The organism is Blastococcus jejuensis, from assembly GCF_039534705.1.
Classification (GTDB): Bacteria; Actinomycetota; Actinomycetes; order Mycobacteriales; family Geodermatophilaceae; genus Blastococcus_B; species Blastococcus_B jejuensis.
Map to the genome: position 1 here is coordinate 196227 of NZ_BAAAVV010000005.1, position 24243 is coordinate 220469.

Below are 24243 nucleotides of genomic sequence, written 5' to 3' on the forward strand. Positions count from 1 at the left end.
TCCCGACGCTAGCGGTCGGCGCCTCGGGTGCGCCGTCCCCCGGGCGAGCGAGTCGGCCGGCCGGGGCTGGTCCAGTCCCGGACGGGGCGGCGGGTGGCGAGGATCAGGCAGCCCAGCGGCCCGGTGGTGAGCAGCACCGCCGACCACATCTCCGCGGTGGCGCCGAGCGCCCCGAGGATGAACACGAGAACCAGCAGCCCGACCAGCGGGAGCACGGCCGCACCGGCCAGGACCATCCAGGCGCGCGGACGGCCGCCCAGGACCAGCAGCGACCCGGCCACGGCGGCCGCCGCGAGCAGCACCGGGACGACCAGGTACCAGTCGAGGGAGGGGTCGGGCTCCCACAGCAGGTAGCCGAGGTAGAGCACCTCGGCCGCCATGAGCAGCCCGAACACGACCGCGAAGGGCACGGCGAGCGGGCGCTCGCGCGGGGACGGCGACGTCCGGCCGGCGGCCCGCGGCGAGCGGCGCGGGGTCACGCGGGCGCGGGACGAGGGCACGGGCGCAGCCTAGGACGCGGGTGCCGCCGTCAGCCGCGGGTGCGCTGGCCGGCCGCGAACCGGCGGCGGCTCGCCACCCAGCGCCGCACCGCGGGCAGCCCGGCGAGCAGCATCGCGAGCACCGGCGCGCCCAGCGCCGGGGTGTACCAGCCCATGCCCTGGTCGTTGACGACCTGCTCGACCACCAGGTACGCCAGCAGCGCCGCACCCGGGAGGCAGGTGACCACCAGCAACCACCAGCTACGGCCGATCAGCAGCTCGATCGCTCCCCAGAGCTGCAGCAGCGGGGCGGCCAGCAGCGGGTAGAGCCACCACTCGACCCCCGTGTCTCCCCACAACCCGCCGAGTGCCACGGCGGCTCCGACCAGCAGCGCCAGGGGGAGCGTCCCCGCGATCCCGAGGGTCCCCGCGGCCAGCGCGGCGATCGGCATGGGCCGGACCCGCCCCCGGCTGCCGGGCACCCGGCGGCGCGGCTCGGGGAAGGGCCGGTCGGGGCCCATGTAGCCCTGCGAGTACGGCCCGGTGTACGGCGCCGCGCGCGGGCGCAGCCGGGGCTCGGGGAGCTCGCGCAGCAGCTGCTGCCGGGGCTGCTGGGTGGTGGGCTGCACGCTCCCGGAGGCTAGGGCCTCATGGCCCGGTGCGGAACGCCTGTGGCCGTGCGGATCGGGCCCGCAGGCCCCTTTTTCCGCGCAGGTCGGGGCGGCGAGCCGGGGTCGAGGGCGCGGAACCCCTGCGGGCATCACGGCGGGTCACTCCGGCCCTCCGGAGGGTCAGGACGGCGCGCCGCCGACCGGCTCCGGCTCCCCGGCCGAGGAGCGCCGCCACGACGCGTGCAGGCGGGCATAGGGACCGTCGACGTCGACGAGCTCGGCGTGCGTACCGCGCTGCGCGACCCGCCCCCGGTCGACGACGAGCACCTCGTCGGCCCGCTCCGCGGTGGACAGCCGGTGGGCGATGGTGAGCGTCGTCCGGCCGTCGGTCAGCGCGTCCAGCGCGCGGGTCAGCCGGCGTTCGGTCGCCGGGTCGACCGCGCTGGTCGCCTCGTCGAGGACCAGCAGGTCGGGGTCGGCCACGTAGGCCCGGGCGACGGCGACCAGCTGCCGCTCCCCCGCCGACAGGCTCTCGCCGCGCTGGCCCACCGCGGTGGTCACACCGGCCTCGAGGGAAGCCACCCAGTCGGCCAGACCCAGGTGGTCGAACGCCTCGGCGATCTCGGCGTCGGTCATGCCGGGCCGGCCGTAGCGCACGTTGTCCGCGACGGTCGCATCGAACAGGAACCCGTCCTGCGGAACCATCACGACCTGCGCGCGCAGCGAGGCGAAGGCCACCTCGGGAAGCGGCACCCACCCGGCGGCGTCCGACCCGAGCAGCACCCGGCCCGCGCTCGGGTCCATCAGCCGCGTGACGAGCTTGGCGAACGTCGTCTTCCCGGAGCCGGTCTCGCCCACGATCGCCACCCGACGGCGGGGTTCGAGGGTCAGGTCGACGTCCTCGAGCGCCGGCCGCGCGCCCGGCGAGTAGCGGAAGGTCACGTGCTCGAAGCGGACGCCGAGCGGGCCGCCGGGCAGCCGGTGGACCCGCCCCGGCGTGCTGATCGCCGGGTCGCGGACGTCGGGCTCGGCATCGATCACGTCGAGCACGCGCCGGAAGCCGGCGACCGCGTTCTGCGCCTCGTTGAGCACCTCGCTGGCGGTCTGGACCGGCGCGACGAAGAGCGTGACCAGGAAGAGGAACGCGACCAGGGTGCCGGCCGAGATCTCCCCGGCCAGGCCCAGGAGCACGCCGACCACGACGACGGCCGCGTTGGCCAGCGCCGCGACGAACTCGCCGCTGACGAACACCGCCGCGGTGGTCTTCTGCGCGTCCACCGACGCCCGGTAGTGGCGGTCGATCGCGGCGTCGATGCGGTTCGCCGTCCGGTCGCCGACGCCGTAGGCGCGGACCGTCGACGCCCCAACCACCGACTCCGAGACCGCGCCGAGCACGTCACCCACCCGCTCGCGGACGACGCCGTAGACCCGCGCCAGCCGCTTCGCGAACCACCGGACGGCGAAGCCCAGCGGCACGAAGCAGGCGAGCACCAGCAGCGTCAGCTGCCAGGAGTAGACGGCCATGACGGCGGTGGCGACGACGAGCTGACCGAGGCTCACCAGGCCGAGGACGCCGCCCCACTGCATGAACACCGACAGCTGGTCGACGTCGCTGGTGACCCGGGAGACCAGGGAACCGCGGCGCTGCCCCTGCTGGTGCAGCACCGACAGGTCGTGCACGTGGCGGAACGCGCGCACGCGGAGGCCGGCCAGGGCCGTCTCGGTGGTGCGGAACAGCCGCACGTTCATCCGGTAGACGGCGACGGCGGTGATGACCACGACGACCGCGCACGCCAGCACGAGCCAGGTGACCAGGCCCATGTCGGGGCCGCCGGGGCGGGTCAGGCCGCGGTCGATGACCTGCTGGACGGCGATCGGGACCACCACCCGCCCCGCGGTCGCGATCAGGGCGAGGCTGAACGTGGCCGGCAGCCCGCGGCGGAACTCCGGCATCATCCGCAGGCCCCGGCGCAGGGTGGTCAGGGCGCCCTCGTCGCGGCGGTCGCCGGGCAGCAGGACGTCGTCGTCGGAGCCGCCGCGCAGGCCTGCCCGCGTCATGCCGCCACCTCGCCGGCCTGGGAGTACGCCCGCACCAGGGCGGCGTACCCGGGCACGTCGGCGAGCAGTTCCTCGTGGCTGCCGCGGGCGAGCACCTCGCCGTTCTCCAGCCACACCACCTCGTCGGCCAGCGCGATGGTGGCCTGGCGGTAGGCCACGACCACGACCGTCGACGGCGCGTCCCCGTCGCGCAGCGCGTCGAGGATCCGCGCCTCCACGGCGGGGTCGACCGCGCTGGTGGCGTCGTCGAGGACCAGCAGCCGGGGCCGGCGGACGACGGCCCGGGCCAGGGCCAGCCGCTGTCGCTGCCCCCCGGAGAGGGTCGCCCCGCGCTCGCCGACGCGGGTGTCGAGGGCCTCGGGCAGCGCGGCGACGAAGTCGTCGGCGGCGGCCACGCGCAGCGCCGCCCACACCTCGTCGTCGGAGAACTCGCCGCCGAGGGTGATGTTGCCGCGCACGGTGTCGTCGAAGAGGAAGGTTCCCTGGGCGACGAACGCCGCCTGGCCGCTCACCTCGCCCTCGCGCAGCCGGCGCAGGTCGATGCCGTCGAGCAGCACCGCGCCGTCGGCGGGGTCGACGAGACGCACGAGCAGCCCGGCGAGGGTCGACTTCCCCGACCCGGTGGGGCCCACCAGTGCCACGGTCGACCCGGCCACGACGTCGAAGGTCACGCCGCGCAGGGTCGGCCGCGACGTGCCCTCGAACGCGAAGTCCACCGCCCGCACGCCCAGCCCGGCGCCGCCGACGCCCGGGACCGCGGCGTCGGGCCCGTACGGCGTCTCGCCGGTGGCGTCGAGGACCGGGGTGACCCGGTCGAACCCGGCCAGCGCGCGGGGCAGGTCGGCCAGGACCCAGCCGATGGCGCGGATCGGCAGCGCCAGCAGGGTGAACAGGTAGGCGACCGAGACGAGGTCACCGGCGTCGGTGCCGCCGTCGGCGACCCGCGCGGCGCCGATCAGCAGGACGGCCAGGGTGCCCAGGCTGGGCAGCGCCTCCATGAGCGGGTCGAACAGCCCGCGCACCCGGCCGACCGCGATCAGCCCGTCGCGCAGGTCCTCGGCGCGGTCGGCGAAGCGCTCGGTCTCGGCGGCCTCCCGGCCCAGGGTCTTGACCACGAGCGCCGCGTCGAAGCTCTCGTGCGCGATCTCGCTGACCTCGGCCCGCAGCTGCTGGGCCAGCTGCATCCGCGGGCTCATCACCTGCGAGTAGACGACGTTGGCGCCGAACACGAGCGGGAACACGACCAGCCCGACGAGCGCGAGCAGCGGATCGGTCAGGACGAGCGCGACCGCGGTGATCGCGATCATCACCAGGGCCCCGACCGCGAAGGGCAGCGGCGCGACGAAGAACCAGGCCGCCTCGACGTCGGAGTTGGCGTTGGACAGCAGCTGGCCGGTCGGGTGCCGCTGGTGCCACGACAGCGGCAGGCGCAGGTACTGCCGGGTGACCCGGCGCCGGTAGTCCGCCTGCAGCCGGTAGCTCATGATCCCCGCGAACAGCCGCCGGCCGAGGATGCCGAGGATCTTGAGGACGGCGACGCCGATGATCGCCACCGCGGCGAGCCCGAGCGCCCCTGCCGTCGTGGCGCCCGTCTCGAACGAGGGCAGGAGCACGCGGTCGGTGATCTCACCGATGACGTAGGCGCTGGCGACCGTCATCCCGCCGTAGAGGCTGCTGCCGAGCACGGCGAGGGTGAACATGCCGCGCTGCTCGCGGATGGCCCGGCCGACGTGACGGAGACCGCGCCGCACGACGGCGTCTCGGCGGCGGGTCACAGGGCTCCTCGGGCGGGCGGTGGGAAAGGGCTCGATGGATCGGATCGCGGAGTGCCGATGCTACGCGATCGTTAGGGCTGCTAACGGAGGTCGGCGGACCGGCGGGTCTCGTGGGTAACCTCCGGCGATGAGCCCTTCTTCCCCGTCGTTCGCCGTCCGTGAGCGCGCGGCGCTGGCCGACCTCATGGAGGAGCTCGGCCCCGACGCGCCGACGTGCTGCGCGGGGTGGACCACCGCCCACCTCGCCGCGCATCTCGTCGTCCGCGACAACCGGCCCGACGCGCTGGCCGGGTACGGCCTCGAGGGCGCCGGCATCGGTGGCCCCTTCGTGGCCTGGACGCACCGGGCCGAGGACCGGCTGCGCACGTCGACCCCGTACAGCGACGTCGTGGCGCGCGTCCGGAACGGACCGCGGCCGTGGCTGCCCATGGGCTGGCCCCCGATCGCGGAGGCGCTCAACGTCACCGAGTTCGCGATCCACCACGAGGACGTGCGCCGCGCCCAGCCCGACTGGGCGCCCCGCGAGCTGTCGCGCGCCGACCAGGACGCGCTCTGGTCGCACGCCGGTCTCTACGCCCGCCGCGGGGCGGGACGCCGCGGCCTGGTGCTGCGCCGCTCCGACGCGCCGGGGGTCGAACGACGGATCGGCGCGGCCGGCCGCGTCGTCGAGGGCGAGCCGATGGAGCTGCTGCTCTGGGCCGCCGGCCGCCGCGACGTCGCCCGGGTCGAGGTCTCCTAGCCCGCGAGGGGGTGGTCGGCCTCGCGGCGCACCGGGTAGCCGGCCGCCGCAAGGGCGTCCTTCACCTCACCGATCCGCAGGATCCCGAAGTGGAAGACGCTGGCCGCGAGCACCGCGTCGGCGCCCGCGTCGACCGCGGGCGGGAAGTGGCCGGCCTCCCCCGCGCCCCCGCTGGCGATCAGCGGCACGCTCACCTCCCGACGCGCGGCGCGGATCAGCTCGGTGTCGAAGCCGGCCCGCGTGCCGTCGGCGTCCATCGAGTTGAGCAGGATCTCCCCCGCCCCGAGCTCGGCGGCCCGGACCACCCACTCGATGGCGTCCTGTCCGGTGCCTCGGCGGCCACCGTGCGTGGTGATCTCGAAGCCGGAGTCGGTGGCCGCCCCGTCCTGGCAGCGACGCGCGTCGAGGGACAGCACCAGGACCTGGTTGCCGAAGCGGTCGGCGATCTCGGCGATCAGCTCCGGCCGGGCCACCGCGGCGGTGTTGACCGCGACCTTGTCCGCCCCGGCGCGCAGCAGCTGGTCGACGTCGCCGACGCTGCGCACTCCCCCGCCGACGGTGAGCGGGATGAACACGCTCTCGGCGGTCCGGCTGACCACGTCGTAGGTGGTGGCACGGTCACCGGAACTCGCCGTGATGTCGAGGAAGGTCAGCTCGTCGGCGCCCTCGGCGTCGTAGACCCGGGCCATCTCGACCGGGTCGCCCGCGTCGCGCAGGTCGACGAAGTTCACGCCCTTCACGACCCGGCCGGCGTCGACGTCGAGGCACGGGATGACGCGCACAGCGAGACTCACGCGGTCGTCCCCCGGACCGCGTCGGCCTCGACCTCCACCAGCATCGCCGGGTCGATGAGCGCGGCCACCTGCACCATCGACGTCGCCGGGCGGATCTCCCCGAAGACCTCGCCGTGCGCCCGGCCGATCTCCTCCCAGCGCGAGATGTCGGTCACGAACATCCGGGTGCGGACGACGTCGTGCAACGTGAAGCCCGACCGTTCCAGCGCGGCCGCGATGTTCGCCAACGCCTGCCGGGTCTGCGCCGCCGCGTCGCCGGGGTGGACGACGACCCCGTCGACGGTCGCCGTCGTGCCGCTCACCCAGGCCGTGTCGCCGCGGACGACGACGCGGCTGTAGCCGACCACGCCCTCCCAGGGCGACCCGGAGCCGAGCCGGATGACGCTCACGATGTCCCCCGTTCACTCCCGCGGGGCGCTCCGCTCCTCGCTCGTTCCTCGCTGCGATGCTCACGCCCCTGTCCGCTCACGAGACCTCCTGGGTGACAGCCAGCGCCTCCGGCAGGGTGAACGCCCCCGCGTAGAGCGCCTTGCCGACGATCGCGCCCTCCACCCCGACCGTGGTGAGCCCGGCGAGGGCACGGACGTCGTCGAGCGAGCTGACCCCGCCGGAGGCGATCACCGGCTTGGCGGTGGCGGCGCAGACCTCCCGGAGCAGGTCGAGGTTGGGGCCGCGCAGGGTGCCGTCCTTGGTGATGTCGGTGACGACGTAGCGCGCGCAGCCCTCGGCGTCGAGCCGGGCCAGCGTCTCGTAGAGCTCGCCGCCCTCGCGCGTCCAGCCGCGGGCGGCGAGCCGGGTGCCGCGCACGTCGAGGCCGACGGCGATCCGGTCGCCGTGCTCGGCGATCGCGCGGGCACACCACTCGGGGGATTCCAGCGCCGCGGTGCCGAGGTTCACCCGGCGGCAGCCGGTCGCCAGCGCCGCGGCCAGCGACTCGTCGTCGCGGATGCCGCCGGAGAGCTCCACGTCGACGTCGAGCTCGCCGACGACCCGGGCCAGCAGCTCGCGGTTGCTGCCGCGCCCGAACGCGGCGTCGAGGTCGACGAGGTGCACCCACTCGGCGCCGTCGCGCTGCCACGCCAGCGCGGCCTCCAGCGGGTCCCCGTAGGACGTCTCGCTGCCGGCCTCCCCCTGCACGAGGCGGACGGCCTGGCCGTCGGCGACATCGACGGCGGGGAGCAGCTGCAGCGTGGGCACGAGCGACAGCCTAGGAGCGCCCGGCCGGTGGACGCCGGTAGCCCTCGGGCAGGCTCTGGGCCATGAAGTTCGCCGAGGTGGTGCGCCGGCGCCGGATGGTCCGTGACTACGACCCGGGACGGCCCGTGCCGGCCGAGGTGCGCGAGCGACTGCTCGAGCACGCGATGCGGGCGCCGTCCGCCGGGTTCAGCCAGGGCTGGGCCTTCCTGGTGCTCGAGTCGCCCGAGGAGCGCGACCGCTTCTGGACGGCGACCAGCACCGGCGGCGCCCCCGACGGCTGGCTCACCCGGATGCGGCGGGCGCCGCTGCTGATCGTGCCGCTGTCGAACAAGGCCGCCTACCTCGACCGCTACGCCGAGCCGGACAAGGGCTGGACCGACCGCGACGAGGCCCGCTGGCCGGTGCCGTACTGGGACGTCGACGCCGGCATGGCCGCCCTGCTGATGCTGCTCACCGCCGTGGACGAGGGGCTGGGCGCCTGCTTCTTCGGCGTTCCGCCCGAGCGGGTGGACGCGTTCCGGGCCGCCTTCGGCGTACCGGGCGAGTACCACCCGGTCGGGTGCGTGTCGGTCGGCTACCCCGGGGACGACGACCGTCGCTCCCCGTCGCTGCGCCGTGGTCGGCGCCCCGTCGAGGAGGTCGTGCACCGTGGCAGCTGGTGAGGGACGGGCCGTACTGGTCACCGGAGGCTCGCGCGGGATCGGCCGGGCGATCGCGCACGCGTTCGCCGAGCGGGGCGACCGGGTCGCCGTCCACTGGGGCAGCTCTGCCGACCTGGCCCGGCGGGTGCGCGACGAGCTCCCGGGCGCCGGCCACGTGCTCGTGCAGGCCGACATGTCCGACGCGCAGGCCGTGGGCGAGATGGTCGACCGGGCGGCCTGGGATCTCGGTGGGCTCGACGTGCTGGTGAACAACGCCGGGATCTTCACCGCCCACCCGCCGCTGTCCACCTCGTACGAGGACTGGCAGGCGGCCTGGTCGCGGACGCTGGCGGTGAACCTCGTGGGCGCGGCCAACGCGACCTTCCGGGCCGTGCCGCACCTGATCGCTGCAGGCGGCGGCGCGGTGGTGAACGTGACCAGCCGCGGGGCCTTCCGCGGTGAGCCGAACAATCCCGCCTACGGAGCCTCGAAGGCCGGGCTCAACGCGTTCGCGCAGTCGATGGCGCTGGCCCTGGCACCGCAGGGCATCTCGGTCAGCGCCGTGGCGCCGGGGTTCGTGCAGACCGAGATGGCCCGCGAGGTTCTCGACGGGCCGGGCGGGGACGCAGTGCGCGCGCAGTCACCGTTCGGCCGGGTCGCCCGTCCCGAGGAGGTCGCCTCCGCCGTCGTCTGGCTGGCCTCCCCCGAGGCCCGCTTCTCCAGCGGCACCATCGTCGACGTCAACGGCGCGTCCTACCTGCGCAGCTGACGCCCGGTCAGCGGGGCGGAGTGGCCACGCGCGGTGGGGTCGTCACGCGCGGCAGGCTCAGCATCGCCTTCAGCGCGCCGAGCACCCCGAGCGCCGCCACGGCGATCGCGACCCACGTGCCGAGATCGAACTGCCCGGTGCTCCAGTCGGCGCCGGCGAGCAGGGTCAGGACGGCGGCGGTCGCGGTCAGCGCGGCGACCAGCGCCAGGACGCCGAGCAGCCGGTGGGTGTGCGCGGGCAGGAACAGCAGCAACCCCAGGACCAGCATGACCCCGCCGCCCAGCACGACCGCGACCGGCTGCCACAGCCCCGAGCGCAGGAACTCGCCCAGCCCGGAGTCGACGACCTCCAGGCCCCGCCGGAACAGCGACAGGCCCCGCTCGCGCTCCCCTCGCACCCAGGGCACCGTCAGGCTGGCGGCCGATGCGACGCCCGCGAGGACCAGCGCCGCGCCGGCGATCCGGTCGGGGCGGCGCAGGACCACGAGCGCGACGCCCGGGTCGGTCTCGTCGTCGTCCTCGTCGGACTCGATCTCGGCGGGGAAGCCCAGGATGGTCGGCTCGTCGTCGGCGGCGCCGCGCGGCGGCGGTGTCCCGGGAACGGTGCGCTGGCGCTCGAGCATCGGGGCCTCCGACGGCGCTGGGCGCGGAAGGGGGCGCCCGTGGCACCAGGGTAGGGCTCCGGGCGCGCCGTGGCTGGTTTTCCGGAACGGCAGCGACCTCACCCGAGGCCCCGGACGCCGAGCCGCCCTGCACCGCCGGGCGGGGCGCAGACTGGCGGCGTGACCGGCCGTGTCCCGCTGCGGCTGCCCCGCCGCGCGGGGCGGCGGACCAATCTCGGCCTGCTCGCCCTGCTGCTGGTGGCCGGCGGCACGGGCGTGCTCGCCTACGGGGTCGGGACGTCCGGGGCGTCCGCCGTGGTCGTCGCGGTGCACGGAGCAGCCGGTCTCGGCCTGCTCCTGCTCGTGCCGTGGAAGACGGTCGTCGTCCGCCGGTCACGACGGCGGCAGATCGGGCGGCGCGACCCGACCGCGGCCGTGGGTCTCGGGGTGCTCGTCGTCCTCACCGTCGTCACCGGTGTGCTGCATGCCGTCGGCGTCACCGGGCCGTGGCCCGCGGTCGGCGGAGTGGCCGCCCTGCAGGTGCACGTCGCCGGCGCGATCATCGTCCTCGCGCTGCTGGTGATCCACGTCTGGGGCGCGCGGCAGCGGCCCCGCGCGACCGATCTCTCGCGGCGCTCGCTGCTGCGGGCCGGGGCGCTCGGTGCCGGCGCCGCGGCGCTGTGGGTCGGCAGCGAGGGCCTGCTCCGGGTGACCGGGGCGCCCGGCGCCGACCGGCGCGGCACAGGGTCGCACGAGCGGGGCACCGACGACCCGAGCGCGATGCCGGTCACCCAGTGGATCGGCGACACCGTGCCCGAGGAGCGGGCGGGCACGCTCGCCGTCGTCGCCGGCGGCCGGCGGGTCCGCGTCCCGGTCGCCGACCTCGACCGGGGGGACCGCGTGCGCGCCGTGCTCGACTGCACCGGCGGCTGGTACGCCGAGCAGGACTGGGGCGGGGTGCGGCTGGACCGCCTGCTGGCCGACGTCGTCGGCGATCGCCTGCCCGAGGGCGGCAGCGTGGACGTGGTGTCGGTGACCGGCTTCCGCCGGCGGCTCCCGCTGCGCGACGCCGGTGCGCTGCTGCTGGCCGTCTCCGCCGCCGGCGAGCCCCTCTCCCCCGGGCACGGCGCGCCCGTCCGCCTGGTCGCCCCCGGACGGCGCGGCTTCTGGTGGGTGAAGTGGGTCAGCCGCGTGGAGGTCGTCGACGCGCCCTGGTGGCTGCAGTCGCCGTTCCCGCTGCAGTAGCCGATCAGCCCAGCTCGGTGGTCGAGCCGACCAGCACCAGGTCGGAGCTGTGCGAGCCGGCCGCGTCGACGCCGTCGGGTCGCGGCTCGAAGCCGGGCAGACCGTCGAGCCCGTCGCTGCCGTCGACCACTCGCAGAGATGCCGTCCCGTCGCCGGCGACGGAGAAAGTCGCCTGGAGGCCGTCGGGCGGCGGGGCGTGGAACGTGATCCGCAGGAAGCTCCCGCCCAGTGCCGCGTCCGGCACAGCGCGCCCCCCGGCCCGGGCGCGCTCCACCGTCCCCCCGTCCACGGCCAGCTCCAGCGACAGCAGCCGCACGGCAGACCGCTGCGGCGTCACCCGCACGGTGACCTCGCGTCGCTCGCCGACGACGGCGTCGGAGACGACCTCGACCTCCGGGGCCGGCAGGTCGGCGGGCACGGCCGGGCCGGCGACGACGTCGGAGCCGTCGAGGTAGGGCCAGCCGCCGAAGGAGGAGTCCTCGTCGACGTAGCGGGAGGTGTACTCCCCCGGCTCGTGCTCCGTGCTCGCCCACCACGCCTGCCCCCCGTCGGCGTCGAGCACGTACACCAGCTGGCTGGGCACCGGGTGCTTCGCGTCGAAGGTGTCGACGAGCAGCCCCGCGACGGCGCAGGCCCCCGCGGTGACGAGGGCGACGACCGGCACGGCCGCCGCCGTTGTCCGCGAGCCCGCGGTCGGCACCGCGTCGGGGTCGGGGAACAACAGCTCGAAGGCGGGCAGCAGGGCGACGGTCAGCATCGCGGCGACGAACGCCGGCGCGGCGCCGGAGGACAGCCCGAGCGCCGGGAAGAACAGCGACACGGTCGGCGCCAGGACCACGACGGCCACCGCACCCGCGGCCAGGGCGAGGACGGCCCGCACGACCCGGTTCGCCGTCAGCGCGCAGACCAGCACCACCAGGGCCCCGGCGAGCGCCGGCCACACCGCGAGGTAGGAGCCGCCCGGCGCGTACGCCGCCAGCACCCCGGCGAGGACGGCGAGCCAGACGAGGCCGCCGACGGCCAGCGACGTCGGGCCGATCCGCCGGCGCAGCACGGCGTACCAGAGCAGCGTCACGGCGGCGACCAGCGCCACCGCGGCCAACCGGTACGGCCCGGGCCGCCAGTGGTCGAGCATCGATCCGTAGTCGGAGCGCACCGCGACGAGTCCCCACCACAGCCCCTGCACGGCCAGCGGCCCGCCGACCAGCGGGACCGCCGCCAGCAGGGTGCCGGCCAGCGTCCAGCGCAGCGGGCTCTCCCCCCGCCGGGCGACCACCCACACGACCAGCAGCACGAGCACCCCGGCTCCGGCCGCGAGCGGCCACACCCAGCTGCCCGGGTAGCGCACCAGCTGGTCGAGAACCGGGAAGTAGGTGGCGTCCTCGGCACCCGGCACGGCCAGGGCGGCGAGGTCGCGGTCGCCGAGCTCGCGGGCCATCGCCAGGGCGTTGTCCCCCATCGCCTGCAGGGTGGCGCGGTCCAGCCGGTCCGGCACGTCCTGCGGGGTGTGGTACGCCGCCGCCCCGTCGATGAAGGCGGTGTTCAGGCCGGTGAAGCGGCCGTCGGCGAGCAGCACGCTGAAGTCGGTGTCGTTCGGGAGCGCCCGGTAGACCTCGACGGCGAAGCTGCTGGCCACCTTGTGCGGCGCCGCGTCGGCGAAGGCCCCGGCCAGCCCCGCGTTGCCCAGCGACGTCTCGAACATGATCGGCGGGCCGGTCGTGCCGCGGGCCTCGAAGTTGAGCACCACTCCCCCGCCGGAGGCCAGCGGGTGCGAGGCGGCGAACGCCTCGGCGCCGCAGAGGCAGGCCTCCTCGGCGTCGGTGAGCACGACGACGACGTCGTTGCGCAGCTGCGGGCCCTCGGTGAGCGCGCGGACCGACTCCAGCAGCGCCGACACCCCGGCCGCGTCGTCGGCGGCGCCCGGCCCGGTCTCCACCGAGTCGTGGTGGGCCATCAGGTAGAGGCGGCCCGTCGGGTCGGACCCGGGCAGGACGGCGACGACGTTGCGGACGCGCGCCATCTCGGTCGAGCCCGGCTCGGACTGCCAGGCACCGACCGCGCGCTGCACGCGGGTGTCGAGGCCGAGCGCCGACAGCGTCTCGACCAGGTCGTCGACGACCCGGCCCCCGGCCGCGCTGCCCGCAACGTGGGTCTCCGCCGCGATCCGCTGCACGTGCTCGAACGCGCGGGCGGCGCTGAACTCCGCGGCCGGGGCGTCGGCCGGCGCCGGGGACGGCGGCCGCAGGGCGAGCACGCTCCACGCCGCCAGCCCGAGCAGCAGGACGACGACGAGCAGGCCGGCGAGGCGCGGGAACGGACGCGGCGGAGTCGGCACGCGGGCACCCTAGGTGACGATCTTGGTCATCCCGGGGAGGCGCGGAACCGCACGGGCCAGCGCGGCGCGGATGGATGTCCCCCAGGCGGGCACTCCCCGCAGAGAAGTGCCCGGGCGAGGGACGACGATGCGGCCCAGCCGGGCCCAGGCCCGCTCAGGCGAGCGTTCGTAGCCAGTTGGTCAGCAGCTGGGCGCCGGCGTCGCCGCTCTTCTCCGGGTGGAACTGGGTCGCCGACAGCGCCCCGTTCTCCACGCCGGCGACGAACCGGTCGCCGTGCTCGGCCCACGTCACGAGCGGCCGCTTGAGCGGGCTCGGGGGGCCGTCGGCACCGAGCGGGAAGTCGCGGACGCCGTAGGAGTGCACGAAGTAGAAGCGCTGGTCGGTGAGCCCCTCGAACAACCGGCTGCCCTCGGGGACGTCGACGGTGTTCCAGCCCATGTGCGGCAGCACCGGGGCCTCCAGCCGCTCGACGACGCCGGGCCACTCGCCGCAGCCCTCGGCGTCGTGGCCGTGCTCGACCCCGCGGTCGAAGAGGATCTGCATGCCGACGCAGATGCCGAGCACCGGGCGCCCCCCGGCCAGCCGCCGGCCGATGAGCCGCGGCCCGTCGACCGCCCGGAGGCCGGTCATGCACGCGGCGAAGGCCCCCACCCCGGGGACGACGAGGCCGTCGGCGTCGAGCGCTGCCTGCCGGTCGGCGGTGACGGTGACGTCGGCGCCGACCCGCTCGAGGGCCCGCTCGGCCGAGCGGAGGTTCCCCGAGCCGTAGTCGAGGATGACGACCTTCTTCACGCGTCCCACGCTACCGAGCAGCGGTCCGGGCCCCCGGGGTGTTCCCGCCGCGTCAGAAGAACCGGAGGATGCCCGAGGCCGTCGCCAGCAGGGCGCAGACCAGCAGGGCGACGGCGATGACGGTCTGGCCGGTGCTCCGGGCCCGCTCGTCGGTGTCGAGCTTCCAGACGCTCCAGGCGCCGCCGAGCAGGAACCCGCCCAGGACGAGCAGCAGCAGGGGGAACGTCATGCGAGGAACCGAAGCACTGTCACGGGCTACAGGGCGCCCTTGGTGGACGGGATGCCGCCCACCCGGGGGTCGAGCGCGACGGCGGTGCGCAGCGCCCGGGCCAGCGCCTTGAACTGGCCCTCGACGATGTGGTGGGCATCGCGGCCGGCGTAGAGCACCCGCACGTGCAGGCTGATCCGCGCGTTGAAGGCGAACGACTCGAGCACGTGCTTGGTGAGCGACGTCGGGTAGTCGGGCCCGATCATCGGGGTCATGTTCTCGGGCTCGGCGTGCACGAAGTACGGCCGGCCCGACAGGTCGACCGCGGCCTGCACGAGGACCTCGTCCATCGGGATGGTCGCGTCGCCGTAGCGGGTGATGCCCTTCTTGTCGCCCAGGGCCTCGGCGAAGGCCTGGCCCAGCGCGATCGCGACGTCCTCCACCGTGTGGTGGGCGTCGATGTGCAGGTCGCCGTCGGCCTGGACGGTGAGGTCGATGCCGCTGTGCTTGGACAGTGCGGTGAGCATGTGGTCGTAGAAGCCCACGCCCGTGCTGATCGAGCTGGACCCGGTGCCGTCGAGGTCGACCTCGACGACCAGCTTGGTCTCGCTGGTCGCGCGCTCGACCCGTGCGGTGCGGTTCATGCGGTCATCCTCCCAGAGCGGCGCGGTGGTCCGGCGCGATCTCCCCCAACGTGGTGGCCGGAAGCAGGTGTGCGGCCGTCAGCGCGCGTCACCGAGCTCAGCTCGAACAGCCGCCAAGGCCATGAGAAAGGCGGTGGTCTCCTCCGCCGTCCCCGCGGTCACCCGGAGCCAGCCGGGCAGCCCGACGTCACGGACGAGGACCCCCCGGTCGAGCAGCGCCTGCCAGGCCGCGTGCGCGTCGGCGAAGTGGCCGAACAGCACGAAGTTCGCGTCGCTGGGCACGCTGGTCAGCCCGAGCGCGGGCAGCGCCGCGACGATCCGGTCGCGCTGGGCCTTGACCGCGTCGACGGTGGCCAGCAGCGCGTCGGTGTGCGCCAGCGCGGTGAGCGCGGCGGCCTGGGTCAGCGAGCTGAGGTGGTAGGGCAGCCGGACCAGCTGCAGCGCGTCGACGACGGCGGCGTCGGCGGCCAGGTAGCCCAGCCGCAGCCCCGCCATCCCGAACGCCTTGCTCATCGTGCGGCTCACGATCAGCCGCGGTCGCCCGGGCAGCAGGGTCAGCGCCGACGGCGTGCCGGCGCGGGCGAACTCGGCGTAGGCCTCGTCGACGACGACCACCCCCGCCCCGTCGTCGTAGGTGGTGGCGTCGTAGATCGCCCGGATCGTCTCAAGCGCGACCGCGGTGCCGGTCGGGTTGTTCGGGCTGGTGACGAAGACGACGTCGGGGCGCAGCGCGCGCACCTGGGCGGCGGCCGCCGCGGCGTCGATGGTGAAGTCGTCCCGCCGGTGCCCGTCGGCCCAGCCCGTGCCGGTGCCCGCCGCGATGATCGGGTGCATCGAGTACGAGGGCGTGAAGCCCAGCGCGCTGCGGCCCGCCCCGCCGAAGGCCTGCAGGATCTCCTGCAGCACCTCGTTGGACCCGTTGGCCGCCCACACCTCGCGGGCCTCCAGCGGCTGCCCGGTGGTGCGGGTCAGGTAGCGCGCCAGCTCCGTCCGCAGCTCGATGGCGTCCCGGTCGGGATAGCGGTTAAGGGTGACCGCGGCCTGCTCCAGCGCCTTCGCGAGATCGCCCAGCAGCTCCGGCGGGAGCGGATAGGGGTTCTCGTTGGTGTTGAGCCGGTGCGTGGCCGGCACCTGCGGGGCGCCATAGGGCGTGCGCCCGCGCAGCTCCGGCCGCAGCGGGAGCTCGTCGAGCGTCGCCATCAGGTGCTGGACCGGCCGGACTGGCGCACCCGGACGGCGGCCGCATGGGCCGGGAGGTCCTCGGCGCCGGCGAGGGCGTCGATGTGCGTGGCCACGTCGGCGAGGGCCTGCTCGTCGTACTCGACGACGTGGATCCCGCGCAGGAACGACTGCACCGACAGGCCGCTCGAGTGCCGCGCGCACCCGCCGGTGGGCAGCACGTGGTTGGAGCCGGCGCAGTAGTCGCCCAGCGACACCGGCGACCACGGGCCGACGAAGATCGCGCCGGCGTTGCGGACCCGCATCGCGACCGCGTGCGCGTCCCGCGTCTGGATCTCCAGGTGCTCGGCGGCGTAGGCGTCGACGACCCGCAGCCCGGCGTCGAGGTCGTCGACGAGCACGATGCCCGACTGCGTGCCGTCGAGGGCGATCGTGATCCGGTCGGAGTGCTTGGTGGCCGCGACCTGGGCCGGGACGAGCGCGAGGACGGCGTCGGCGAGGGCCTCGCTCGGGGTGACCAGCACCGCGCCGGCCAGCGGGTCGTGCTCGGCCTGGCTGATCAGGTCGGCGGCGACGTGCGCGGGGTCGGCGGTGTCGTCGGCGAGGATCGCGACCTCGGTCGGCCCGGCCTCGGAGTCGATGCCGATCAGGCCGCGCAGCAGCCGCTTGGCCGCCGTCACGTAGACGTTGCCCGGCCCGGTGACCATGTCGACCGGCTCGCAGGACCCGGCGCCGTAGCCGAAGACGGCGATCGCCTGGGCCCCGCCGACCGCGTAGACCTCGGTGACCCCGAGCAGCGCGCAGGCCGCGAGCACGCCCGGGTCGGGGAGGCCCCCGTGGTCGCGCTGCGGCGGAGAGGCGACGGCGATCGACTCGACGCCGGCGATCTGGGCCGGCACCACGTTCATGACCACGCTGGACAGCAGCGGGGCGAGGCCACCGGGCACGTAGAGGCCGACCCGGCGGACCGGCAGCCAGCGCTCGGTGACCGTTCCGCCCGGCGCCACCTGGGTGGTGACGTCGGTGCGCCGCTGGTCGCCGTGGACGGCCCGCACCCGGAGGATCGCCTCCTCCAGCGCGGCACGCAGCGCCGGGTCGCACTCGACCAGGGCGCGGTCGAGCGCCTCCTGCGGCACGGCGAAGTCCTCGGCGTCGACACCATCGAGCCGGGCGGTGATCTCGCGGACCGCTTGCGCGCCCCGGATGCGGACGTCCTCGCACAGTGGACGGACGGTCGCCATCACCGAGTCGATGTCGGTGCCGGCCCTGGGCAGGAGACCGGCGAGCTCCCGCGGGCCGGGCAGCGCGCTTCCGCGCAGGTCGATGCGGGCGAGCACAGGCCACCTCCGGGGACAGGTCGGGAGTCTCCAGGGTAGCCAGCGGCGCGTGGCCCCCCGCCCGTAGGCTTCCGCAGATGGGCGAGCTCATCCCGTTGTTCCCGCTCGGGACGCCCCTGTTCCCCGGCGTCGTCCTGCCGCTGCAGATCTTCGAGCCGCGGTACCGCAGGCTCATGCACGACCTGCAGGCCCACCCCGAGGAGGGGGACCGCCGGTTCTTCGGCGTCGTCGCCATCCGGCAGGGCTGGGAGGTGGAGAAGATCGCGCCCGCGGCCGCGCTCTACGACATCGGCTGCACCGCGCGCCTGCAGCGGGTCGTCGCGCAGCCCGACGGCGGGTTCGGGATCGTGACCGTCGGCGGCGACCGCTTCCGGATCCTCGACGTCGTCGTCGGCGAGGACCCGCCCTATCTCCAGGCCGAGGTCGAGTGGCTGGCCGAGGAGGAGGCGGCCGAGGAGGCCGCCGGCGACGCCGAGGGCATCCAGCCGCCGGCCGGCGTCCCGGGAGGGACCGAGGGGCTCGACGAGATCGTCGCCTCGGTGGCCCGGGGCTCCATGGACGTGCTGGTCCGGGGCGTGCGCGGGCTGTTCACCCGGTACGTGACCGAGGTCGCCAACCTCGGTGCCGGACGAGGCGGCGACCCGGTCGACGTGGCAGCCGCAGGCGAGAGCGCGGAGGCCGCGGTGCTCCTCCGCGCGGCCGACGACCCTGCCGCCCTGTCTTGGCTGGTCGCCTCGGTCTCGCTGCTGACGACCGAGGACCGGCAGTCGCTGCTCGCGGAGTCGGCGACCCGGCGCCGGCTGGCCATGGAGTCGCGGCTGCTGCGGCGGGAGCTGACCCTGCTGCAGGAACTCGGCGCCGTCCCCGTGCCGCTGCACGAGTTCGCGACGCCGATGACTGTCAACTAAGGGCGGCCGTCGGAGTCGGGCTGCGCCTGCGGGGGCACCTCGACGAGCGCCCGCTCGCCGGCCGTCGCCGGATCGCCGGGCGCCGGGACGGGCCCGGCGGGGTGCTCGCGCCCCAGCCCGTCGTCGGCGACGTAGAGGACGGCGACCACGTAGGCGAGCACCGCGGCGAACGGGGCGATCGCCAGCGCGGGGAGCGAGCCGAGCGTCAGGGACGTCGTGACCACACCGCCGACCGCGGTCAGCTCGGCCTCCGTCGGCCCGGCGCCGAGCAGCTCGCCCACCTGCCAGGCCACGGCGCCGGTGAGCGCCGTGCCGACGGCCAGCGCGGCCAGCGTGGCGACCCCGCGGCGGCGGCGCAGCCGCCAGGCGGCCGCGCCCACGACGAGACCGAGCCCCGCGAGGACCAGGACGAACACCACGTCGTCGGCGACGAGGAGTTCCTCGCTGGGCTCGCCGAGGGCGACGGGCCCGTCGGCGGTGATCCGGAAGTCGGCCCGCGGGGCGAGCAACCACCAGAGGACGCCGGCGGGCAGGCCGGCGAGCGTCAGCGACAGCACCAGCCACGCGGAACTGCGCAGGTCCGCCCGGAGTTCTCGCCTGCCCTGCCAGTACGCGGAAGCGCCGGGGCCGGAGTGCTGGTTCACGGACACAGTGAACCCCGTCGCGTTCCCGCCGTGCCGCGCGACCGGCCGGACCGGCTCACCCGCCGGTCACGTCGACGTAGCCGTGCGCCCCTCGCTCGGCGTCGACCATGACGTGCGAGACGAACGGATAGCGGCCGGCCTCGGGGAAGGTCAGCTCGACGAAACCGCCCTGGGCGGGCGCCAGGGCCAGGGCCTGGCTGCCGCCCTCCCCGCGCCCGAGCAGGTAGGCGCCCTCGGCGTACGTGGTGTCGAACTGCCCACCCACGACGTGGAAGGAACTCGACCGGTTCGGCCCGGCGTCGAGGACCCAGATCCGCACCCGCTCCCCGACGGCGGCGGTCAGGGGGCGATGGTCGTACTGGTTGGCGTAGCCGTTGAACACGACGGCGTCGGGTCGCTCGTCGGCCAGCGCGTCGACGTCGACGGTCCCGCCCGGAGGGCCGAGGTAGAACTCGGACTGCACCAGGACGTAGGACCGGTCGACCGCCGGCAGGTCGGCGGGCTCGATCACCACCGCACCGAACATGCCATTGGCGATGTGCGCCGACATCGGCATGGTCGAGCAGTGGTACGCCCAGATCCCGGCCCTGGTCGCGGTGAACCGGTAGACCAGCGACTCCCCGGGCGGGATCGTCCGCATCGGCTGCTCGGGGGCCAGCGAGCCCGCGTGGAAGTCGATCGAGTGCCCGATGGTCCCGTCGTTGACCAGCGTGATCTCGAAGACGTCGCCCACCCGGCCGTGCAGGACCGGCCCGGGCGCCGTGCCACCGAACGTCCACAGGCGCTGGGTGACGCCCGGCGCCACCTCGCGCTCGACCTCCGACACGGTGAGGGTGCGCCGGTGCACCGTCCCCTCGGTCAGCGGCGGCAGCCGTGGGTCGTAGGCGGTGAAGCCCTCCCCCGGTTCCGCGGTCAGGTCGACCGCCCGGCCCTCGCCGCCGGTGTCGCCGGGCGCCGTCGCCGGAGGCCCTCCGACGGCCCGGATCTCGAGCACCATGCCCATCTGCCGGTGCCCCACCACCGAGCACCAGCCGTCGACGTCGGCCCCGATGATGCCGGCGTCCACCCGGGCCGACCCGCCCGGAGCCAGCCGGCCCGACTCGGGCCCGGTGGCCAGGACCAGGTCGTGCACCGCGTCGTGATCGGTGTTGACGACCTCGATGACCAACCGGTTGCCCACCGGCACCTCGACGACGTCGGGCGTGAACCGCATGTGAGCGGCCTCGACCCGCACGGTCGTCGTCTCCCCCGTGGCGACGGCAATATCTCCGGCCCCGGACATCCCCCGGACCGCGCCCAGCGCGGAGGGGTCAGCCGCGGCACCGCCGGCGACGGCGAGCACGACGAGACTCAGCCCGACCCCGGCCAGTCCGGCCGCCTGGCCGCGCGGGCGGGGTGGGAGCGGACCCGCCACGACGACACCGGACCTCGTGGCCCGCCGGCTCGCGCCGATGGCCAGGAACAGCAGCGGGACGAAGGCGGCCAGCGCGGCGAGCACGACGACCGAGGCGGCCACGCGCACGAGACTGGGCACCGGCAGGGCGCAGACCAGCAGGCCGGCGTTGACGGCGGCGATCCGCAGCGCACCGCCCCGGTCGAGGACCGCGTTGGCCGCGCGCACCGGCGTGGCCCCGCCGCCGAGCGCCACGGGGACCAGGTAGGAGAGCGCGCCGAGCAGCACCTGCGCCCCGAACCCGGCCGCGAGGAACGGGGTCAGCCAGCCGAACCGGTCCCCCGCCTCCGCCCACGAGCCCGCCGTGCCGACGAGCACGGCGGCCGCGATCAGGCAGCCGACCAGCCACAGCAGCGCGGCGGCCACCGACCACGTGGGATACGCCGACGGCGGCCGGGCGCGAGCGGTGCGGGCCAGGGCTCCGGCGACCAGAGCCAGCCCGACCAGGTAGCCGGCGAGGCCGAGGACGGCGACCGGGCGGAGACCGACCAGCGCACCGGCGGCGGCCACCAGCACCCCGGCCACGAGCACCGGGAGTGCCCGCCGGGCCGACCGCTCGCCCAGGTCGTCGACGCGGGTGCGCAGCATCGTGGGCCAGAGCGTGACCAGCGTGCCGACGACGGTCAGCCCCATCCAGCCGAGCACGTTGACCACGGCGTGCGCCATCGTCACCCGGTCGTCCCACGGGTCGGCCAGACCGCGGGCGAGCAGCGTGCCCAGCACCGCGCCGACGGGCAGCAGCGCAGCCGCGGCCAGGTAGTAGCGCACGGTGGAGCGGAACCGGCCGGGCAGCGCCCGCCGGATCTGCCGGGCCAACGCCACGCCGTGCCATCCGACGGCGCCGACGACTCCGGCCGCTCCGACGACCGTGACCGGCCAAGTCGCCGTCGTCACCCCGACGACGACCAGCAGCGCGCCGCCGTCGAGCAGGACGAGCCGGGCGGACTGGCGGCGCCGGTCCCCCGGCTGGGGCGCGGTGTGCAGCAGCGCGTCCGCGAAGTGCCGGCTCCAGACCAGGATCGCGTGGCTCACCGCGCCGAGCAGCAGCAGGTGGATGAGCAGCCAGCGCGGCGCCGGCAGCGCCGGGTGCGCCAGCGCGACCACCGCGACGGCCAGCAGCCAGACGACCACCGGCAGGTCGCGCATCGGCCAGAACCCCCGGTCCTTCCCGGTCACGTCGTGCCCCCGGCGGTGCCGGCGCGGTGGGCGGCCAGCGCGACCGAGCCCGCGGCGAGCACCACGAACAGCAGCACGGCGGCGATGTTGAGCACGCCGCCCCACCTCCACGCGCCGACCACGCCGTGGGCGTCGCCGAGCCACAGCCGCAGGACCAGGGACGCGTGCAGCAGCACTGGCGGCACCGCCAGCGCCGGGGAGTACGGCAGCGGTCGGCGCAGCACCGTCGGGAGGATGACCGGCGCGTGCGCCATGATCATCGACAGCGTGAAGCCCAGGAAGACGGCGTGGACCACCGCGTCGTAGCGGGCCCCCGCCGTCGCCGGCCCGCCGACCAGCCAGATCGCACCCGCGACGCCGAGCCAGGCGTACCCGGCGAGCATGCACGCGGCCATGAAGCGGGGCAGCCCCGTCGATCGGATCGTGTGCCGGGCGACGTCGTGCGCGGCGAGCCAGCCGACCAGGGCCAGCAGGGCGGCGCCGAGCAGCGCCGTCCCGGCGGCCGGCCACAGCAACGCCGCGACGGTGCCGCCGATCAGGCCACCGGAGAGCAGGACCAGCGTGCCGCCGGCCCGCGGCCCCATGGACAGCCGCGCGAGTTCCAGCCGCTCTCCGCCGATGGTGAGCACGACGAAGCCGACCAGCCACGGGAGCAGCAGCGGGAACGGGATCTCGCCGAGCCAGAGGAGCAACGCGCCGGCGGCCAGGACCGCTCCGAGCGCCTGGACGAGCACCGCGTCGTCCCGCTGCCGTCGCCAGAGCGCGACGTAGACACCGAGGAGCGAGGCCGCGCCGAGCAGTTGCACCGAGATCCCGACGGCCAGCGGAACCGGGGCGAGCAACAGGAGTCCGCCTACGCCCAGACCCAGCGGGCCCAGGTACCCGGCCGTCCACCGGAGCGCGATCGCCCGTTCGAGGGCGATGAGCGTGCCGACGAAGCCGAGCACCAGCAGGACGCCGTGCACCTGCGGCAGCCGGTCGGCCGTGACCGGCGCCGGGACACCCAGCAGGAGCAGTGCGGCGTCCACCCCCGCGAGGAGCGCGAGGCCACCCGGGACCAGGAGCAGCGCGCGGGGCAGGACGGTCGCCGGGCGCGCGGGCGCGGGGCGGGGTGGGCCGCCGCGGTCGACGGCGGTCATCTCAGGCGGCGCGGGTGAAGCTGAGCCGCCAGGTCTCCGGTCCGCGCTCCAGGTAGCCGACGGCGAAGACCCCGGGACGGCGCTGCTCGATCTGGGCCAGCAGCGGCAGCGGGTCGTGCGGGGCGAGGAGGACGAGCCCGCCCCCGGCGGGGACGGCGTCGAGCGCCCCGAAGATCGTGGCGTGCCGGATGGCGTGCGGCACGGCCCGCGCGTCGAGCACCGGGAATCCGGGGTCGTCGTGCCCGCCGCACCCGCAGCTGTGCCCCGCCGGCTCGGCGGCCTGCTGGGCCGACTGATCGGCCGGCTGGTCGGTCTGGGCGCCGAGCAGCTCGTGCATCCCGCCGAGGAGGTCGGCGAGGGACACGCCCGGGGCCGCGGTGAGCAGGGGCAGCACGAGCTCGTTCTCCTTGCGGAGGTGGCTGGCGAACATCGCCTCGAGCGCGCGACCGGCAGCTGCCGCCCGGACCGCACCCTGCGCGGCCGCGATCTCGTCGACCAGCGCGGAGATCTCGGTGTGCTCGGTCAGCATGGCGTCGATGAGCAGCCGGGCCCGGGCGTCGTCGCGGGCAGCCGGGTACAGGGTCCGCTCCTCGGCGGCGGCGTGCGGGAGCAACTCGTCCCGGCCCCATCGCACCAGGCTCTCCCGGGCCGCACGCTGGGCGGCGTCGTCGGGACCGGAGGCGGCCGCGACCAGGGCGCTCACGCGGGCGGCGAGCGCCCCGGCCATCTGCGCGTGGTGCTGCTCGATGGCGGTGGCGGCAGCGGCGTCGGCCTCGGTGGTGGCCAGCAGGACGTCGGTCATGTCAGTGCCCTTCGGTGGGTGGGGACGGTTCGAGCGGGGTCAGGTGGGCGTGGCAGACGCCCGGGGCCACGAACGGCTCCAGCCGGGCGTGCAGCGGTGCGGCGAGGTCGTCGAGCACCCCCTGGATGAGGCCCAGGTGGACACCGCACACGACCTCCGGGTGCTCGGCGGCGACTTGCTGGAACGGGCAGCGGTGCAGCTCGATCGGATCGCCCGCGCGGTCGGGCGGGACCGGGGCGAATCCGAGATCGTCGAGCGCGGCGACGAGTCGTCCGGTGGCCTCGGCGGCCCGGGTCGGCACGGTCGGCTCGGTCGAGGAGGCTGGCTCGGGAGCGAGCGTCCGGGCCCAGGCGCGGCCGGCTTCGGCGGCGACGAGTCCCGGCCGGGCGCTCGTGCTCTCCAGCTCGCCGGCGAGGATGCCGGCGAGCACCCGGTAGCCGTCGTCGCCCGGCTCGGGTGGCGCCTCGGCGACGGCGGTGAAGAGCACGCGGGGCCGGCCGGGGCCACGCCGGGGCTCCCGCGCCCTGTCGACCAGGCCCGCATCGGTCAGCTGGTCGAGGTGCAGGCGCACCGTGTTCGGGTGCAGGCCGACCTCGATCGCCACCTCGTCGGCCGTGGCCGCGGCCCGGCGCTCCCGGAGGAACTCCAGGACGCGCACCCGGCTCGGTCCGGCGAGCGCCCGGTGGGTCCGGGGGTCGATCGGCGAGGCGGGCACG

24 protein-coding genes are annotated in these 24243 nt (G+C 75.6%); 5 read left to right on the plus strand and 19 right to left on the minus strand.

Features of this window, described 5'->3' with window-relative positions; all coding sequences use genetic code 11:
- Positions 1-8 precede the first annotated feature (8 nt).
- From ABD644_RS12455 to ABD644_RS12470, 4 genes are all read right to left on the minus strand, one after another.
- The gene (locus ABD644_RS12455; RefSeq protein ID WP_344689213.1) at positions 9-500 is read right to left on the minus strand and encodes a hypothetical protein; all 492 of its coding nucleotides are present in this window, start codon (positions 498-500) and stop codon (positions 9-11) included.
- Positions 501-529: 29 nt separating this feature from the next.
- Positions 530-1108 (minus strand): hypothetical protein, encoded by a 579-nt coding sequence (locus ABD644_RS12460; RefSeq protein ID WP_344689214.1) that lies wholly within the window; start codon positions 1106-1108, stop codon positions 530-532.
- Positions 1109-1270: 162 nt separating this feature from the next.
- On the minus strand, positions 1271-3148 hold the full coding sequence (locus ABD644_RS12465; protein WP_344689215.1) for an ABC transporter ATP-binding protein: 1878 nt from the start codon (positions 3146-3148) through the stop codon (positions 1271-1273).
- Positions 3145-4923, minus strand: a complete 1779-nt coding sequence (locus ABD644_RS12470; protein WP_344689216.1) for an ABC transporter ATP-binding protein — start codon at positions 4921-4923, stop codon at positions 3145-3147. The genes ABD644_RS12465 and ABD644_RS12470 overlap by 4 nt, the downstream gene beginning before the upstream one ends.
- Before the next feature lie 127 nt (positions 4924-5050).
- On the opposite strand from ABD644_RS12470, the gene ABD644_RS12475 reads away from it, so the two are divergent.
- Positions 5051-5662, plus strand: coding sequence for a TIGR03085 family metal-binding protein (locus ABD644_RS12475; RefSeq protein WP_344689217.1), 612 nt, complete (start codon positions 5051-5053; stop codon positions 5660-5662).
- On the opposite strand, the gene hisF is transcribed toward ABD644_RS12475, so the two are convergent.
- The 3 genes from hisF to priA form a co-directional block, all read right to left on the minus strand.
- Entirely contained in the window at positions 5659-6456 is a 798-nt protein-coding gene (hisF, locus tag ABD644_RS12480; protein ID WP_344689218.1) for an imidazole glycerol phosphate synthase subunit HisF, read from the minus strand. The genes ABD644_RS12475 and hisF overlap by 4 nt on opposite strands.
- Positions 6453-6845 carry a RidA family protein gene (locus ABD644_RS12485; protein WP_344689219.1) on the minus strand — a complete coding sequence of 131 codons (393 nt, stop codon included), beginning with the start codon at positions 6843-6845 and terminating at the stop codon, positions 6453-6455. The genes hisF and ABD644_RS12485 overlap by 4 nt, the downstream gene beginning before the upstream one ends.
- A gap of 76 nt (positions 6846-6921) precedes the next feature.
- Entirely contained in the window at positions 6922-7653 is a 732-nt protein-coding gene (gene priA, locus ABD644_RS12490; RefSeq protein WP_344689220.1) for a bifunctional 1-(5-phosphoribosyl)-5-((5-phosphoribosylamino)methylideneamino)imidazole-4-carboxamide isomerase/phosphoribosylanthranilate isomerase PriA, read from the minus strand.
- Between the two features lie 62 nt (positions 7654-7715).
- Here priA and ABD644_RS12495 point away from each other — a divergent pair, with 62 nt between their 5' ends.
- Both ABD644_RS12495 and ABD644_RS12500 read left to right on the plus strand, forming a co-directional pair.
- Entirely contained in the window at positions 7716-8315 is a 600-nt protein-coding gene (locus ABD644_RS12495) for a nitroreductase family protein (RefSeq protein WP_344689221.1), read from the plus strand.
- Positions 8302-9063 (plus strand): SDR family NAD(P)-dependent oxidoreductase, encoded by a 762-nt coding sequence (locus tag ABD644_RS12500; RefSeq protein ID WP_344689222.1) that lies wholly within the window; start codon positions 8302-8304, stop codon positions 9061-9063. Before ABD644_RS12495 ends, ABD644_RS12500 begins: the two co-directional genes overlap by 14 nt.
- Before the next feature lie 7 nt (positions 9064-9070).
- Here ABD644_RS12500 and ABD644_RS12505 read toward each other — a convergent pair whose 3' ends face one another.
- A complete protein-coding gene (locus ABD644_RS12505; RefSeq protein WP_344689223.1) occupies positions 9071-9685 on the minus strand; it encodes a hypothetical protein in 615 nt (204 codons plus the stop codon).
- A gap of 159 nt (positions 9686-9844) precedes the next feature.
- Here ABD644_RS12505 and ABD644_RS12510 point away from each other — a divergent pair, with 159 nt between their 5' ends.
- A complete protein-coding gene (locus ABD644_RS12510; protein ID WP_344689225.1) occupies positions 9845-10909 on the plus strand; it encodes a molybdopterin-dependent oxidoreductase in 1065 nt (354 codons plus the stop codon).
- A 4-nt stretch (positions 10910-10913) separates the two neighbouring features.
- Here ABD644_RS12510 and ABD644_RS12515 read toward each other — a convergent pair whose 3' ends face one another.
- From ABD644_RS12515 to hisD, 6 genes are all read right to left on the minus strand, one after another.
- On the minus strand, positions 10914-13244 hold the full coding sequence (locus ABD644_RS12515; RefSeq protein WP_344689227.1) for a M28 family peptidase: 2331 nt from the start codon (positions 13242-13244) through the stop codon (positions 10914-10916).
- Positions 13245-13398: 154 nt separating this feature from the next.
- Positions 13399-14037, minus strand: coding sequence for an imidazole glycerol phosphate synthase subunit HisH (gene hisH, locus ABD644_RS12520; RefSeq protein WP_344689228.1), 639 nt, complete (start codon positions 14035-14037; stop codon positions 13399-13401).
- A gap of 52 nt (positions 14038-14089) precedes the next feature.
- Positions 14090-14266 carry a hypothetical protein gene (locus tag ABD644_RS12525; RefSeq protein WP_344689229.1) on the minus strand — a complete coding sequence of 59 codons (177 nt, stop codon included), beginning with the start codon at positions 14264-14266 and terminating at the stop codon, positions 14090-14092.
- Positions 14267-14292: 26 nt separating this feature from the next.
- A complete protein-coding gene (gene hisB / locus ABD644_RS12530) occupies positions 14293-14889 on the minus strand; it encodes an imidazoleglycerol-phosphate dehydratase HisB (protein WP_344689230.1) in 597 nt (198 codons plus the stop codon).
- Between the two features lie 78 nt (positions 14890-14967).
- The gene (locus ABD644_RS12535; RefSeq protein WP_344689231.1) at positions 14968-16089 is read right to left on the minus strand and encodes a histidinol-phosphate transaminase; all 1122 of its coding nucleotides are present in this window, start codon (positions 16087-16089) and stop codon (positions 14968-14970) included.
- Positions 16089-17405, minus strand: a complete 1317-nt coding sequence (gene hisD, locus ABD644_RS12540) for a histidinol dehydrogenase (RefSeq protein WP_344689232.1) — start codon at positions 17403-17405, stop codon at positions 16089-16091. The genes ABD644_RS12535 and hisD overlap by 1 nt, the downstream gene beginning before the upstream one ends.
- A gap of 77 nt (positions 17406-17482) precedes the next feature.
- On the opposite strand from hisD, the gene ABD644_RS12545 reads away from it, so the two are divergent.
- Positions 17483-18313 (plus strand): LON peptidase substrate-binding domain-containing protein, encoded by an 831-nt coding sequence (locus tag ABD644_RS12545; RefSeq protein WP_344689233.1) that lies wholly within the window; start codon positions 17483-17485, stop codon positions 18311-18313.
- Here the strand turns inward: ABD644_RS12545 and ABD644_RS12550 are convergent.
- Genes ABD644_RS12550 through ABD644_RS12570 form a run of 5 tightly spaced genes read right to left on the minus strand, consistent with a single transcriptional unit; the run spans position 18310 to position 24242 of the window.
- Complete coding sequence (locus ABD644_RS12550) at positions 18310-18957, minus strand: DUF2567 domain-containing protein (RefSeq protein WP_344689234.1); 648 nt, start codon at positions 18955-18957, stop codon at positions 18310-18312. The genes ABD644_RS12545 and ABD644_RS12550 overlap by 4 nt on opposite strands.
- Before the next feature lie 55 nt (positions 18958-19012).
- Entirely contained in the window at positions 19013-21586 is a 2574-nt protein-coding gene (locus tag ABD644_RS12555) for a multicopper oxidase domain-containing protein (RefSeq protein ID WP_344689235.1), read from the minus strand.
- Entirely contained in the window at positions 21583-22725 is a 1143-nt protein-coding gene (locus ABD644_RS12560; RefSeq protein WP_344689236.1) for a hypothetical protein, read from the minus strand. Before ABD644_RS12560 ends, ABD644_RS12555 begins: the two co-directional genes overlap by 4 nt.
- A gap of 1 nt (position 22726) precedes the next feature.
- Positions 22727-23527, minus strand: a complete 801-nt coding sequence (locus ABD644_RS12565) for a DUF2249 domain-containing protein (protein WP_344689237.1) — start codon at positions 23525-23527, stop codon at positions 22727-22729.
- 1 nt (position 23528) lies between these two features.
- Positions 23529-24242, minus strand: a complete 714-nt coding sequence (locus ABD644_RS12570; protein WP_344689238.1) for a helix-turn-helix transcriptional regulator — start codon at positions 24240-24242, stop codon at positions 23529-23531.
- Between the last annotated feature and the right edge of the window lies 1 nt (position 24243).

Bases quoted from the DNA above. Each gene is read 5' to 3' on its own strand.
- ABD644_RS12465 (WP_344689215.1), bottom strand. From the start codon at position 3,148: ATGACGCGGGCAGGCCTGCGCGGCGGCTCCGACGACGACGTCCTGCTG.
- ABD644_RS12475 (WP_344689217.1), top strand. From the start codon at position 5,051: ATGAGCCCTTCTTCCCCGTCGTTCGCCGTCCGTGAGCGCGCGGCGCTG.
- ABD644_RS12495 (WP_344689221.1), top strand. From the start codon at position 7,716: ATGAAGTTCGCCGAGGTGGTGCGCCGGCGCCGGATGGTCCGTGACTAC.
- ABD644_RS12505 (WP_344689223.1), bottom strand. From the start codon at position 9,685: ATGCTCGAGCGCCAGCGCACCGTTCCCGGGACACCGCCGCCGCGCGGC.
- ABD644_RS12525 (WP_344689229.1), bottom strand. From the start codon at position 14,266: ATGACGTTCCCCCTGCTGCTGCTCGTCCTGGGCGGGTTCCTGCTCGGC.
- hisB (WP_344689230.1), bottom strand. From the start codon at position 14,889: ATGAACCGCACCGCACGGGTCGAGCGCGCGACCAGCGAGACCAAGCTG.
- ABD644_RS12535 (WP_344689231.1), bottom strand. From the start codon at position 16,089: ATGGCGACGCTCGACGAGCTCCCGCTGCGGCCGGAGCTGCGCGGGCGC.
- ABD644_RS12545 (WP_344689233.1), top strand. From the start codon at position 17,483: ATGGGCGAGCTCATCCCGTTGTTCCCGCTCGGGACGCCCCTGTTCCCC.
- ABD644_RS12560 (WP_344689236.1), bottom strand. From the start codon at position 22,725: ATGACCGCCGTCGACCGCGGCGGCCCACCCCGCCCCGCGCCCGCGCGC.
- ABD644_RS12565 (WP_344689237.1), bottom strand. From the start codon at position 23,527: ATGACCGACGTCCTGCTGGCCACCACCGAGGCCGACGCCGCTGCCGCC.